Below are 14174 nucleotides of genomic sequence, written 5' to 3' on the forward strand. Positions count from 1 at the left end.
TCGACGCCCGGCCGAAGGTGATGATCAAAGCCCGCTTTTGTGGCCCGTTCCCAGGTGGTCGGCAGCTTCGCCAAGCGCCCAGGCCAATTCAGCCCTGCTGCCGAGGTGGAGCTTTTCGTAGACGTGGTGCAAGTGCATTTTCACCGTGCCCTCGGATACGTGCAGCTGCGTGGCAATGCTCTTGTTGCGCAACCCGCGCGCGACGAGGCTGGCGACTTCGGCCTCACGTCCTGTAAGCCTCGGCTCGGGATGATGCTGAGGTCTCGGCATCAAAAGGTGCTGGAGGATCTTGTGGTCGACCCACTTTCGGCCGGCCGCCACGGCAGTCACACATTCGACGAGGCAGCGGTGGCTGACGCCGTCCAGCAGCAAGCCGTCGGCGTCGAGTTCCCGTATATCCTCGACGTCGAATCCGCCCTTTGTTTGCAGGATGAAGATTATGCCCAGAGCGCTGTTACAGGCTCTCAGCCGGAAAGACAGACTGGCCGTCTGCCAATCCGCAATGTCCAGGCCTATGATAGCAATATCAGGCCGATGACGCTCCACATGGGCGAGAACGTCAATTGTGCGGTGGCAGTCTGCAACAATGCTGTGCCCGGCCCCCCGCAGAACCCACTCCAGACCGGCGAGATAGACCCCCCGCGGGTCCGCAACAACCAAAGTTGACATGCGAACACCGTCCGTAAAACGCACAACGAACTTTGTTAAATATGTCAGGAAGTCAGGAAACCAGAGCCTCAGGCGCTTGTCAAGTAACTCCTAATATAACAGCAAATGCCTGAGAGAACGGCTCCAACCCTTAGGGCACACGCAGTGCGGGCGTCATCGAGCCTGCGCCACGTGGCGCTGCATCCGGGCGGCCGTTTCGCGTTCGTCATGAACGAACTGGATTCAACGGTCATGTCGCTTGCGCTCGACGATATGTCAGGGAAACTCACCGGCATCGAAACGAAGCCGGCCGTTGCGGCGGAGGCGCGCGACGGCAATCATTGCGCCGACGTGAGGGCGTGCACGGTCCTGTGATTTCGGCTCAGCCATCGGCGTGGTAGCTTCCAGTCGTTCTGCTCCGGAGCCGTCATGCGTACCAAGCTGCTGGAAATCGCCCTTGCTGTGTTGCTGCTGGTTGGCGGCATTCCCGCCGGCCATGCGGAAGTGGCCGAGCGGCCATCGTCCTCGGGGGAGTTCTGTCGCTGCTTCCGCCTCCGCAGATCTCCGACCATTCGATCGGGATTGCGGGGCGTACGCTCAACTATCAGGCAAAGGCCGGCACTCTGTCGTTGCCATCCGGCAAGGGCGACGTCACCGCGGAAATTTTTCACGTCGCCTACACGCTGCGTCCCGAAGCGAACCGGGAACCTGACCCCCAGCGCCCGATCACTTTCGTATTCAACGGTGGTCCCGGAGCGGCTTCCGCCTATCTGCATCTTGGCGGGCTCGGTCCGCGCGTCATGGCGACGGCGGCCGATGGAGGTTTTCTGCCGTCGCCACAGCGGCTTTTAAACAACCCGAACACCTGGCTCGACATGACCGACCTGGTCTTTGTCGATCCGGTTGGAACAGGTTACAGCCGTGAAGCGCCCGGCACCGAAGCCCGCAGCTTCTGGAGCGTCAACCAGGACGCCGCCTCGATGGGCGCGTTCATCCGGCTCTATCTGGCACAGGCGGGCAGAACAGCCTCGCCGGTATTTCTTGCCGGCGAAAGCTATGGCGGTTTTCGGGCGGCACTGCTCGCCAAGACGCTTCAGGAAGATATCGGCATCAGTCCGAGCGGCATCGTGCTCATCTCGCCGGCGCTCGAATTCACGCTCGTGCGGCCCGACGAGTTCCAGCCGCTCCACTGGGCGCTCGAGCTCCCGTCTCTGGCGGCGGTGCGCCTGCGCAGCGAAGGCGTCACCGGTTCCGCGCTGCGGGAGCAACTGGCCGAGGTCGAACGCTACGCGCTTGGCGATTATCTCGTCGCGCTTGCCAGCGGGCTCGAACAGGGTGGGCGCCTGGCGAGCCGCCGCGTGGCCGAAATCACCGGCCTGCCCCTCGACCTCGTCCAACGAAACTTCGCGCGCATTCCCACCGCGCTCTTCGCCAGGGAATTTGCACGGGCAAGGGGCAATGTTCTTAGCGCCTATGACGGCACGATCGAAACGGCGGACATCGCCCCGGAAAGCCTGAGATATGGCGGCCCTGATCCGGTGCTCGACCGAAGCGTGCCGGCGCTCACTTCCGCCTTTGTCAGCTATGTGCGTGACGAATTGAAATTCCGCACCGATCTGAGCTACCGGCTTCTCAACCGCGAAGTCAGCGGCGCCTGGGATTACGGGACGAGCCCGACGCGTCAGGGCTATACCGGCGTGATGGATGACCTTCAGCAGGCGCGCGCGTTGAACCCCGGCCTCGGCGTTTTGATCGTCAACGGCTATACCGACCTGGTGACACCCTATTTGGTGTCACGCTATCTTGTCGGCCAGATTCCCTCGCTTCCTGGTGCAAAACCCATTCGCCTCGACCTGCTGGAAGGCGGCCACATGATGTATTTCAGGCCAGAGAGCCGGCGCGCGCTGAGAGAGGCTGCGTCCGAGCTTTACCAAACGCCGAAATGAAACGATTGAAGCCACGGACAAGCGATCCGGATGTGCGCCTGGCTAACCGGAGTGGCCACTACGGGGTGGATCCGGAGGATACATTCCCAGAGGTTGTCGTCTGTCGGATACATGGCAGATAGGCACCAGACAACGCAACACGAACCGGACAGGCCAACAAGTCGATGACATCTCAGAATGCAGAACTGACCTGGCTTAACCCGCCACCGCATCACGCTTTCGGGGACGGCAACACCCTGCATGTGCGCACAGGTAAGGAGACCGATTTCTGGCGCGAGACGTTCTACGGCTTCCGGCGCGACAACGGCCACTTCCTTTACCGGCCGGTCGAAGGCGACTTCAGCGCCGAGGTCACCGTCAAGGGACACTACGAGGTGCTTTACGATCAGGCCGGTTTGATGGTCCGGCTGAGCGAGACGCACTGGGTCAAGGCCGGTATCGAGTACACCGACGGGCTGATGTATTTTTCCGTCGTCGTGACCAACGACGCCTCCGACTGGTCGCTGGTCAGCATTCCGGCAAGTCCGGACGGCGTCAGGATCCGCCTGACCCGTCACGCCGAGGCGATCCGCATCCAGTATCTAGATGCGTCCGACGGCCAGTGGAAGCCGGTGCGGCTTGCCTATTTCCCGCCCTCGAAAACGATCGACGTCGGCATGATGTGCTGCTCGCCGCAACGCGAGGGTTTCGAGACCACATTCAGCGATTTTTCGGTCGGCCCGGCGATTTCGAGGGAACTCCATGACTGAAACGCCCCAAGCGATACCGGCTACGGTCGTTCTACACCATCTGCCTGGCCGACAGCGTTCGCGTCCGTGTCCAGGTCCAACGGAGCACCCGCAAAAGCCTGCCGAAACCGGGTGAAAAGACGGAAATTTTCTGGGACGCCGAAAACGTGGTCATCCTTCCGGCAGCCTGATTGCCGGCCGTCGATCGGATCTTCGGGAAGATAAGCCGAAGCAATTCGATCTGCTGAACAGACGAAGGCTGTCTGTCCGATCAATCCACGTGAAATGTCGTTGTTGCACTCAAGGCTTACTGCTGTACCTTCAAAAGCCGTGGAGGCGTGAGCTTTTATGCTGCTTGAGCGAGAGGGGCCGCTTGGAACTTTGTTGGCCAGCGCCGAGAGAGCCGCGGCCGGACACGGCGGGACCGTGCTGGTGGACGGCGAAGCGGGCGTTGGCAAGACTTCCCTCCTGCGCGAATTCGCGGAGAACGCCGACAGGAATTACCAGGTGCTGTGGGGTTGGTGCGAGGCGCTCTTCACCCCCCGACCGCTCGGTCCCCTTCAGGACATGGCGCACCTGCTGGACCCCAGCGTGGCGGCGTTGCTCGAGGAGACGGCGGCACCGGAGCGGCTTTTTCCAGCGTTGTTGAACGCACTTCAGCACACCAAGGGCACGACCGTGCTCATCTTCGAGGACATGCATTGGGCCGACAATGCGACCCTTGACCTGGTAAGGTACCTCGGTCGCCGCGTCTCCCTGCTTCGCACGATGCTGGTGCTCAGCATGCGCAGAGACGAGATAAGTGCCGATCATCCTCTGACCCACGTGCTCGGCGACCTTCCGTCCGCCTCGGTGAGTCGCGTGACCCTGGAACCGCTGTCTTCCCACGCGGTGACGGTGCTGGCCGAGCAGGCCGGCCGCTCCGACGACGGGCTTTATCGCATTACCGAGGGCAATCCCTTCTTCGTCACCGAACTCCTGTCCAGCAGTGAGGTCGACCCGGCGCGGGTGCCCGATTCCATACGCGACGCGGTCTGGTCGCGCCTGTCGCGCCTGACCCCGGGAGAGCGCGAGGTGCTGGAGGTCATGAGCATCATGCCGGGCAGCGTCGAGCCGTGGCTGATCCGGGCACTTCTCGGAGACGAGACCGAGGTTCTCGTCGACCAATGCGTGGGACGGGGATTGCTGCGGCGGGATGCTCAGGGCGCGCTGACGTTTCGCCATGAGCTTGCCAGGGAAGCGACGCTCGACCGGCTCGCTCCGTCTCTCCAACGGTCGCTGCACGCGAAAGTCGAAGCGGCGCTCTCCGAACTTCCGGCGGCGCAGGCAAGCGCCCTGCTTTCGCGACGGGTGCACCATGCCGGCGGCGCCGACAACGGCGAACGCGTCCTGGAACTCGCACCGCAGGCCGCCGAGCAGGCGGCGCGTCTGGGCGCGCATAGGGAGGCGGCTTCACATCTGGCGACCGCGCTCCGATACGTTTCGGAGGCTCCATCGGCGCTGGCTGCCCAGCTTTGTGAAGACTGGGCCTACGAGGCGGGCCTGTCGCTGTTCGTCTACGATGAGATCATCGAGGCGCGGCATCGCGCCATCGCGATCTGGCGCGAGCTTGGGCGCATCGACAAGGTCGGGGCCAATCTGCGCTGGCTGTCGCGTCTCCACTGGCGCCGCGGAGAGGGTCAGGAAGCGGAAGACTACGCGGATCAGGCGGTGCGTGAAGTGGAGAACCTGCCGCCTGGGCCGGAACTGGCGATGGCCTATAGCACGCGCTCGCAGCTGCACATGCTGCATTATCGCTTCAACGAGGCGATCGAATGGGGCGAGCGCGCGATCAGCCTGGCGGACCGGTTGGGTGAGGTCGAGACACGCGTCCACGCCCTGAACAATGTCGGCACAGCGCTGATGTTCGCCGACCGCCCGGGCGGGCGTGAGCGGCTGGAGGAAAGCCTTGCCCTGGCGCTCGATCACGGGTTTCACGACCATGCGTCGCGAGCCTATACGAACTTCGCCGAATGCGCGGTGGTAGCCAAGGACTTCGCCTTGGCCGAGCGGCTGCTCGCGGAAGGGATTGCCCACTGCGCCAGGCACGACCTCGATTCGGCGGCGCAATACCTGCTCGGCCGGCAGGCACAGCTTCGCACCGAGCAGGGGCGCTTTCGCGAAGCCGAGACGATTGCCCAGGGCGTCATGAATCTGGAACGCCTGCCGATGGTGATGCACCTGCCGGCCCTGACGGAACTCGGCAGGGTGCGGGTCCGGCTGGGTGAGCCTGACGGCGTGGCTCTGCTGGAGCAGGCGCTCCGGGAGGGCCTGACGACCGGCGAGGCTCAACGCGTCATACCGGTTCGCTTGGCGCTGGCCGAGGCCGCCTGGCTTGCCGAGGAGCCCGGCGCCAGCCGCGAGCCGCTGACGGCCCTCGCCGAAATGGATCTCGACAATTTCCGTCCCTGGGATGTCGGCGAACTGGCCGTCTGGTGGCAGCGCTGCGGAATGGCGGGATCGCTGCCGGTGCCGGCCGCCCGCATTCCCTTGCCGCAAGCATTGGAACTCCGCGGCGACCCGATGGCGGCCTCGGCCGAATGGTCCCGCCTGGGTCTTCCCTATGAGTCGGCGCTCGCCCTCATGCAGGTCCGCGGAACCGATGCCGGCGCAGCGCTGGCTCGCGCCGTGACGACATTCGAGGCCGTCGAAGCGCGCCCGGCGGCAGCGCTGGCGCGAAAGCTGGCGCAGCGCATCGGAGCCGCCAGCCAGCTGCCGAAGCAGCGCCGGGGGCCGTACACCGTGGCCAGGCAGCATCCGCTGGGCCTGACGAGGCAAGAACAACAGGTGCTCACAATGATTGCTCAGGGTCTTGGCAACAAGGAGGCGGCACGGCGCCTGTCGCGCTCGCCGCGGACAATCGAGCACCAGGTTTCAGCCGTGCTCGGCAAATTCAACGCGGCAAACCGGATGGAGATTCTGCTCCGCCTTCGCGGCGAGCCCTGGCTCTTGCCACCGACAGGCGCTGCAAGCCCGTGAAAACTAGGCAGACGCGCGAAAATTAGGAGATCAGCCACCGGGAAACTAGGTGACCGCACCGATGTGCGCGGATGCCGCCGCGCGCAGGATGAGCTCGTGAGTTGGGAAAGGACTGCCAAGCAGTCCATGAGCTCGCCAATCGGAGGAAATAGCCATGATCAGATATTCCACCGCATTCGCAACGGTCTTGCTTGCCAGCACGAGCGTGGCCGCAGCCTTGGAACTTGCGCCGGGGAACGGCCACAGCATCCGTCTCGGCCAGGTCACAGGCGCCGTCTATTACACGGTCGAGCCGGACGGCTACCGGGTCGTTGCGACCCTGGCTTCCGGCGCCGATGCACAGCCAGTGCGGTTCGTCTCCACGCTCGGACCGGGGCAACACATGATGATCTCCTTGCCTCAAGCCGTCGGCCAGCCATCGCTCGATTTCAAGATCATGCGGTACGGCACCACGGTTCTCGTGAGAGAGCCCGCCGCCATTCCGATGGTCGATCCGATGGAACAGGCATCGATCCAGGACGCTCTCGACCGATGAGCCGGCGATGGTCCGCCGTTCGGTGCGGCGGGTGATGCGGGCCTGCACCGACGGGACCTCGGCCGCGAACGGCCCGGCAGGCCAAAGCCTTGGGCGCCGAGCCGCCGCACATCGAGCGCTTCCCCAGAGGCCACGAGGTTTCCATGACCAGGATCGAAATGGCGCTCCTTGCCTTCAATTCATTCAATGCGGTTCGCGTTCTCGCATATTTCCCCAGATGGCGGCGATTATCCGGGATAGGAACGGTGCGACCGCAATCTCTTGTTGGACCTGGAGCCTCTTCGCCGCATCGCATCTTTCCACTGTCGCTTAGGTAGTCCCGCAAAAGCGAGAACACGCCCGCGAAAACCGGGAAACCGCCCGCCTAAAAATGGGTGACAGCACCGATTTGCGCACCCGCATGCCGGCATAGGTTGGAACGCAACAATCGGGGGGATGCCATGTCAAGCTCACTTCTTTTATCGACGGCCATGCTCCAGTTCCTGGCGGCCTACACGGTGATCACGATCACGCCCGGGCCGATCGGGCTCGCGACCGGCAGCCTTGCCTCCCTGCACGGCTTCAGCAGGACGATCCCGCTGCTGGCGGGCATCGGCGCCGGAACCGCGGTGCTGGCGGTCCTGGTGGCGTTCGGCGCCGTTCACCTTGCCGAGTCCCTGTCGATGCCGACGGTCAAGATCGCAGGGGCGATAGTCCTTGGCTGGATGGCGCTGCGCATCGCCAGAACAGCGCCGCCTGCCACGGGCGAAGCGCCCCGCAAGCGGCAGGCCGGATTGTTTGCCGGTGGGTTTCTCATCAGCTTTCTTTCGCCTGAGGCCGCCACCTTCTTCGCGGTCGCCTTCATGGGGCTGATGCTGCCGATCCAGAACTCGAGCGAGGTGCTCATGGTGGCGGCCGTCGTCGCGATCTTCGATACAGGCTGGTATGGGTTTCTGGCCATTGTCCTTTCGCACCCGGTCGTGCGCGCTGCCGCGATGCGGCGTCACCGCGCCATCTGCCGGGCGGCGGGGGCCGTGCTCGCCATCCTGGCCCTCATTTCAGCCCTGTCCGCCTTCCATCCGCCTGAGGAGCAATCCATGTCCTGCAGTTTTGCGGAACGGCGCTTCTACAGCGCGATGTAAGGGCATTGAAACCAGCGGCTGTGCTGGCGCCGAAACCCACAATGCCATAACAATCCAACCGGACCACTCGATGCGGGCGGATCACGGAGGACCGGATGGCGGCGGGACGTTGTCTCTGCGGCGGCGTGCGCTACGAGATCGCAGGCGAGCTCGCCCAGCCGATCGCCTGTCACTGCTCCCAATGTGCGCGCACCAGCGGCAACTTCGCCGCCATGGCGGCCTGCAAATCGGAGGACCTCAGGCTTTCAGCCGCTGAGACCCTGCGTTGGTACCAGTCATCGGAAAATGCCCAACGCGGCTTCTGCTCGCGCTGCGGTGGCAATTTGTTCTGGAAGACCGTGCCGGGCGTTGAAACCTACGTCACGGTCGGGACCCTCGATCGGCCGACCGGCCTTCGTTTGAGCGAACATATTTATGTCGGCTCGAAATCTGATTTCTACGATCTGACCGACGGTTTGCCACAAAAACATGAATGGTAGGACCTGAAGCGCGGATCCGGCGCACCGGAATCCGCACCACCAGAACCAAGGGAGAAGCTCCATGACATCGGACGTGGCAGTTATCGCGGGAGCAGGGCCGGGGCTGAGCGCTTCGCTTGCACATCTTCTCGCCAAGGAGGGCTTTCGCGTGGTTCTGGCTGCCCGCAACGTCGGCAAGCTGAGCGCGCTGGTCGACGAGACCGGCGCGCTGGCGGTCGAAACCGATGTTGCCGATGCCGCCTCGGTCGAAAACCTGTTCGACGTTGCCGACAAGGCCGGTCCGTTGTCGCTTGTGGTGTTCAACGCCAGCGGCCGCACCCGCGGGCCAATAGCCGATCTCGATCCAGAAGCGGTGAGGCAGGCTTTGCTGGTCGGCGCCTATGGCGGATTCCTGGTCGGCCAGCAGGCCGCGCGCCGGCTGCTTTCCCGCGGCTCCGGCTCGATCCTGTTCACCGGCGCCACCGCGAGCGTCAAGGGGTTTGCGGGCTCGGCCGGCTTTGCCATGCCAAAGTTCGGCCTGCGCGGACTGGCGCAATCCATGGCCCGCGAGCTTGCCCCGAAAAACATCCATGTCGCGCATTTCATCATCGACGGTTCGATCGCGCCGAACGGGCCCGGACAGGCCGGCGAACCCGACCAGCCGGATCGCCGTCTGTCTCCGGACGCAATCGCCGAAACCTATCTCGCAATCCACCGGCAGCATCGCAGCGCCTGGAGCTCGGAGCTCGAACTCAGGCCATGGGTCGAGAATTTCTGAGCCTCGGCCGACAGGGCGAAGCGCGACACGGCGGCTCCATGATGCCAACGGGCCATGGAACGTCCGTTCGGACGTTATTTGCCTGCCGGTCGCCAAACGCAGCGCTGACTTTCCTCCATTCGCGTCGAGATTGGATCGGGCGTTGCTTTGATCGCAACGAGCTGCGTGCCACCGTAGGGACTGATCCAAGCCGAGGCAGAAGGAGGTTTGACCATGGCCAGGATTGTGCCCGTACTCGATCTCAGCCGTCTCGAACAGGGGGCGTCGGAGCGCCGGACCTTTCTGTTCGACCTGCGTACCGCTGCCCGCGATGTCGGGTTCTTTTATCTCAGCGGTCATGGAATTTCGGCTGTGGAGATCGACGAGGTGCTCGACGCCTCGCGCCGGTTCTTTGCCTTGCCGGAAGCCGACAAGCTGGCCATCGAAATGGTCAAGTCCCCGCAATTCCGCGGCTACACGCGCACCGGTGGCGAACTGACCAAGGGCAAGGCCGACTGGCGCGAACAACTCGACATCGGCGTCGAGCGCCAACCCATTCCGCAGGGTTCGGATATTCCTGCCTGGACGCGGCTGCAAGGGCCGAACCAATGGCCTTCGACGCTGTCGGAACTCAAGCCGGCGCTGCTGGCATGGCAGACCACGGCGACGGCGGTGGCGATCCGCCTGCTGAAGGCTTTTGCGTTGTCGCTCGACCAGGCCGAGGACGCTTTCGATCCGATCTATGGCGGCGAGCCTAACCATCGCATGAAGATCGTGCGCTATCCCGGGCGTGAGGCAACCGGCGACGGCCAGGGCGTCGGCGCGCACAAGGATGGTGGCTTCCTGACGCTTCTGCTTCAGGACGAGAACAAGGGGCTGCAGGTCGAATATGACGGAAGCTGGGTGGATGTCGATCCGATCCCCGGAACGCTGGTGGTCAATATCGGCGAGCTGCTCGAACTGGCATCGAACGGTTATCTCAGGGCGACCGTCCATCGTGTCGTGACGCCGCCGGCCGGCATCGAGCGGATTTCCGTTCCCTTTTTCTTCAGCGCCCGGCTCGATGCGACGATCCCGTTGCTCGCCCTGCCTGAAGAACTGGCGGCCGAAGCGCGCGGACCGGCCAGCGATCCGGACAACCCGCTGTTTCGCGACGTCGGGACCAATGTGTTGAAAAGTCGCCTGCGCTCCCATCCCGACGTGGCGCGCCGGCACTATCCCGATCTCCTCGAAACCGGGGCGTCGCCGGTCTGAAGGCACCAGGGCGAATAGAACAGTTCGTCATTTCGCTGGCCGTTTTGTTCGTCGCTTCGATGGCATCAGCGTTCAAGAGCTTCAGCGTGTGTGCCGTACGAGATAGGGTTCGACCAGGGCACGTATTTCCGCAGCGGGTGCTGCCTCTCCGGCGGCATGCAGCGTTCGTTCGTAGCGCGTATAATCCTCCACCGCGCCTTCGAAGTCACGGCGCGACAGCTGCCCCTTGATCAGCGCCTTGCAGATCGGTCCGGCATCCGGATAGAGGTCCAACGTCCGAAGATAGACGGAACGCGCCTCACGGGCGTTGTTTGCCGTCTCCAGCCGCCGGCCGATCCGCAAGCCGAGATCGATCAGATCGCGACGCACCCTCTCGGCGGCGGCGAGCGACCAGAAGCTGGCTCGCTCATGCAGAAACAACGGACCGGGAAAGGCGAGGAAGAGGGCTTCCGCCTCCGGGTGCAGTCCGGCCGCCTCGCCATTGGCTGTCGCAACGGCCTTGAGCAGCGCGTCCCAGTCTGCCAGGTCGACCCAGACCTTGTCCGACGCGAGGCGAAGCTTGCCTTCGCGCTGCACGATAAGGTCGGTCCGCCCCAGCAGCTTGCGCAGCCGATGCAGCGCCTGCTCGCACGCCGCCCGTGCCTGATCGCCGTCAAGGTCGGGCCACAGCCAGTCCTGAAGGGTCTCCAGCGAGCACGTGTTGTCCTTCGAGATCGCCAGCACCCGCAGGATGTCGAGAGCCTTCGTCGGTGGCTTGGCGCCGAGATGGAGAGGGTTTCCATCGAGTTCGAGCCGAAAGCCTCCAAGAACGTGGACCTTGAGCGGCCACGGCCAGGTCGCGGGCCGCCGTTGCGGCACGTCCAGCCGGCGTTCCCCGATCAGCGACCGGCAAAGCTTGGGCTCGATGCCGCGCTCGAGCGCATCACCAAGCAGTTCGGCGAGCAACTCCGGAACGTTGAGGAGCACCATTGGCCAGCTGATGTCGCGGAGCGCCTGCAGGAAGACCTTCAGCCGATCGCCATAGTGGAGATCCTGCTTCCACAGGCTCTCCAGGGCGGCCGCTGCCAGAATGCATATCTCGGTCCGTTTGCGAGCACCGCCATCCAGCCGCGGCAGCAGGTCGCTGAGAAGCGCGGCGGCTTCGCGCGGCTTCCTGTCCGCCAGCAGCACCTGGAACTTCGTGAGGTAGTGCGCCCAGCGCTCGACCATCGGCTCGTTGGCGGCCTCGCTCGCTGCCATGAAGCGCCCGCAATCCTGGTAGGCGGCCGTGAAATCGCCTTGCCTGGCATGAAGCGTGGCATAGCAATTGGCGACAATGGCGACCTGTGTGCTGAAACGGCTGTCGGCGATCTCGGCCAGCCGCTCGACCACTTGGTGGAATTCGGCAAAATCGTTGCGGAACTTCATCTGCATTTGCAAATGATACAGGCCACCGAACTCCACGCCCTTGAGCGACTCGCGCTCACCGATGGCGATCGCCTCCCGCAACGCCGCTTCGGCCGAAGGGAAGGGAAAACCCCGTCTCCTATAGGGAAAATAACGGCCGCTCTTGGCGCCAAACTCGACCAGCCACATGCCGAGGACCCAAGGCAGCACCTCCTTGTCGCTCAAATCCTCGACAACGCTGTCGACGGCCTTGGTGAACAGATCGGCACGCATGATCGATACCGAATGTTCGATCAGCGATTCGCTGGCAAGCAGCCGCAATCCGCTCGGATCGCGCTCGGGGTTCCTGGTCAGCCGCTCCAGGAGTTCGGCTTCCAGTGCTTGTCCGGCCGGGCTGTTGCCATAGTAGTCGTCGCCGAAATTCAGCGCCCGCACCATGCCAATGCGCACCAGCATCGCTTCCTCGGAAGGCATTTCCGGCAGGCCACGCTCGATGATTTCGAACGCCCGGCGGGTCCAGGTCGAAAGACCTTCGTAGGTTCGCCAACTGTCCGTCTTCACCAATACCGCGCGCGACACAGTAAGGCTAAGCCCGCGCAGATCGTCGGCCTCGCCAAAGGCATGCCATGCTCTCGACAGCCAGTGCTCCGCCGCGGCGTCGTCCGGCATGTGGGCCACGCCCAGCCAATAGAAATGCCAGCCGCTCATGACCGCTTCCGGCAACCGGCCACACCATTCGATGAAAGTCGCCCGGTGGCCTTGCGCCAGCACGGCCTCGGCACGATTCAGGATCAGCCCGCTCGCTTGGCCCCAGTCCTCGGCCTGCAAGGCGAGGTGTATGGCTTCATCCCGCCGGCCGGCCTCCACCAGGATCTTCGCCGCCTTTCGCCTGAGCGATTGCTGCTCTTCCCTGGTAACTTGCTGCGCGAAGCGCCGGTCAAGAAAGTCTCGCAAAAGGTCGTGCAGGCAGAAGACGTCGCGGCTGTTTTCCGAGCGCGTGACCAGCAGCTGTCGCCTGTAGAGCCTGTCGAGCAGCTTTCTCGCTTCGCCCGACCCGATCATCACGTCGGCCAGTTCGGCGCTGATTTCGGGCAGCAGATTGAGTTTCAGCAGCATGTCCTGGTCGGCGGCGGGCAGGGAAAGGAAGAAATGACGGCCGAGGACGTCCGACAGCGCATTCTGGCCGCCGGGCGCTGTCCCGTTCGTGTCGTCAGGTCCGACCGCCGAGCCGTGATCGGCGAGGAGAACCAGCCCGATCGCCCAGCCGCGTGCCGCTTCGACATGGACTGAAGCGGCGCCGTTGTTAGAACGCAGCTTGACGAAATCGCGTGCTTCCGATGTCGAGAATTCGAGCGCCGACCTGTCGATAACGGCCATCTGGCCCTTGAGAACGAGGTCACCCAGTTCCTCCTGGGGCAGCGTGCGCGAGACGCAGACACAGCGGATCGTGTCAGGGAGCTCGCGGAACATCACCGAAAGCACCGTCCGGAATTCGTGCGTGTCGGCGTCGTGCAGATCGTCGAGGACCAGGATGGTGCCGGCCTTCAGCCGCGCGAAATAGGCCCTGAAGAAGCGCCTGGCGAATTCCTTCGGCTGCTCGGCATATTCGACGCCGAACACCGGCATGTCGCCGGCCGAGGCGAGCGACTGCGCCAGATACTGAAAGAAGCGCGCAATGTCCTGGTCGCCCTCGTCGATACGGAACCACACATGCGGCGCCTCTGTGCTTTCGAGATAATCGATGACCGCGGTCGTCTTGCCGTAGCCGGCCGGCGCCGCCACCCAGCATATGGTCGATCGCGACATCCGATCGATCGCCGCGAGAACACGGCTTCGCCTCAATATCCTGGCGCTGCGCGGCGCTGCCAGCTTGGCGATCCGGCCCGTGCCCGGGAGCGGGCGTCCCGCATCGGCTTTGATAGTGTCTAGGGGGTCATGGGGGCTCCCGCTCGACCAATCACCATGCGCCGGTCGTGCCGCCATGACCGTCCCGCCGCCCAGATTGACCTTAACGTAGCGTAATCATGCGACGATTCGTAGTGGCTTCGCAGATGAAGCGGCAATGGCTCCTTCCGGGGGGTGCGGACCTCGATGTTTGCGCAACCGGAAATCAGGAAGCAGACGAATTGCGGAGGGGAATGGGCGCCCGGTGAATCCCGCACTCCGTTTTCGACCGCCCGCTCCAAATGCGGTAGAATATCTGATCATTGCCATTCCCTCCGATTGGCGCGCTCATGGACTGCCTGGCAGTCCTTTCCAGACTCACGGGCTTAACCTGTGCGCGGTGGCATCAGCGCACATCGGTACGGTCACCTAGTTTCCC

Annotated in this window: 11 protein-coding genes; 9 read left to right on the plus strand and 2 right to left on the minus strand. The window is 63.8% G+C overall.

Annotation, left to right across the window (positions count from 1 at the left end):
• Positions 1-24: 24 nt before the first annotated feature.
• Positions 25-669 (minus strand): response regulator transcription factor, encoded by a 645-nt coding sequence (locus EJ066_RS15020; protein WP_126038970.1) that lies wholly within the window; start codon positions 667-669, stop codon positions 25-27.
• Positions 670-813: 144 nt separating this feature from the next.
• Here EJ066_RS15020 and EJ066_RS15025 point away from each other — a divergent pair, with 144 nt between their 5' ends.
• From EJ066_RS15025 to EJ066_RS15070, 9 genes are all read left to right on the plus strand, one after another.
• Complete coding sequence (locus EJ066_RS15025; RefSeq protein ID WP_245455172.1) at positions 814-1023, plus strand: beta-propeller fold lactonase family protein; 210 nt, start codon at positions 814-816, stop codon at positions 1021-1023.
• A gap of 254 nt (positions 1024-1277) precedes the next feature.
• Positions 1278-2594, plus strand: a complete 1317-nt coding sequence (locus EJ066_RS15030; RefSeq protein ID WP_245455173.1) for an alpha/beta hydrolase — start codon at positions 1278-1280, stop codon at positions 2592-2594.
• A gap of 164 nt (positions 2595-2758) precedes the next feature.
• On the plus strand, positions 2759-3343 hold the full coding sequence (locus tag EJ066_RS15035) for a DUF1349 domain-containing protein (RefSeq protein ID WP_126038976.1): 585 nt from the start codon (positions 2759-2761) through the stop codon (positions 3341-3343).
• A 363-nt stretch (positions 3344-3706) separates the two neighbouring features.
• Complete coding sequence (locus tag EJ066_RS15045; protein ID WP_245455174.1) at positions 3707-6340, plus strand: LuxR family transcriptional regulator; 2634 nt, start codon at positions 3707-3709, stop codon at positions 6338-6340.
• A 154-nt stretch (positions 6341-6494) separates the two neighbouring features.
• On the plus strand, positions 6495-6875 hold the full coding sequence (locus EJ066_RS15050) for a hypothetical protein (protein WP_126038979.1): 381 nt from the start codon (positions 6495-6497) through the stop codon (positions 6873-6875).
• Between the two features lie 440 nt (positions 6876-7315).
• On the plus strand, positions 7316-7996 hold the full coding sequence (locus tag EJ066_RS15055; protein WP_245455175.1) for a LysE family transporter: 681 nt from the start codon (positions 7316-7318) through the stop codon (positions 7994-7996).
• Positions 7997-8091: 95 nt separating this feature from the next.
• On the plus strand, positions 8092-8475 hold the full coding sequence (locus EJ066_RS15060) for a GFA family protein (protein WP_126038983.1): 384 nt from the start codon (positions 8092-8094) through the stop codon (positions 8473-8475).
• A 61-nt stretch (positions 8476-8536) separates the two neighbouring features.
• A complete protein-coding gene (locus EJ066_RS15065) occupies positions 8537-9232 on the plus strand; it encodes an SDR family NAD(P)-dependent oxidoreductase (protein ID WP_126038986.1) in 696 nt (231 codons plus the stop codon).
• A gap of 213 nt (positions 9233-9445) precedes the next feature.
• Entirely contained in the window at positions 9446-10465 is a 1020-nt protein-coding gene (locus tag EJ066_RS15070) for an isopenicillin N synthase family oxygenase (RefSeq protein ID WP_126038989.1), read from the plus strand.
• A gap of 81 nt (positions 10466-10546) precedes the next feature.
• Here the strand turns inward: EJ066_RS15070 and EJ066_RS15075 are convergent, their stop codons facing one another.
• Positions 10547-13657: a hypothetical protein gene (locus tag EJ066_RS15075; RefSeq protein WP_126038992.1), complete on the minus strand. Its 3111-nt coding sequence runs from the start codon at positions 13655-13657 to the stop codon at positions 10547-10549.
• Positions 13658-14174: the final 517 nt, after the last annotated feature.

It is taken from the genome of Mesorhizobium sp. M9A.F.Ca.ET.002.03.1.2 (assembly GCF_003952365.1).
In the GTDB taxonomy this organism is placed as follows: Bacteria; Pseudomonadota; Alphaproteobacteria; order Rhizobiales; family Rhizobiaceae; genus Mesorhizobium.

Coding starts and splice junctions, on each gene's coding strand:
- EJ066_RS15020 (WP_126038970.1), bottom strand. CDS start 669: ATGTCAACTTTGGTTGTTGCGGACCCGCGGGGGGTCTATCTCGCCGGT.
- EJ066_RS15035 (WP_126038976.1), top strand. CDS start 2,759: ATGACATCTCAGAATGCAGAACTGACCTGGCTTAACCCGCCACCGCAT.
- EJ066_RS15050 (WP_126038979.1), top strand. CDS start 6,495: ATGATCAGATATTCCACCGCATTCGCAACGGTCTTGCTTGCCAGCACG.
- EJ066_RS15055 (WP_245455175.1), top strand. CDS start 7,316: ATGTCAAGCTCACTTCTTTTATCGACGGCCATGCTCCAGTTCCTGGCG.
- EJ066_RS15060 (WP_126038983.1), top strand. CDS start 8,092: ATGGCGGCGGGACGTTGTCTCTGCGGCGGCGTGCGCTACGAGATCGCA.
- EJ066_RS15065 (WP_126038986.1), top strand. CDS start 8,537: ATGACATCGGACGTGGCAGTTATCGCGGGAGCAGGGCCGGGGCTGAGC.
- EJ066_RS15070 (WP_126038989.1), top strand. CDS start 9,446: ATGGCCAGGATTGTGCCCGTACTCGATCTCAGCCGTCTCGAACAGGGG.
- EJ066_RS15075 (WP_126038992.1), bottom strand. CDS start 13,657: ATGTCGCGATCGACCATATGCTGGGTGGCGGCGCCGGCCGGCTACGGC.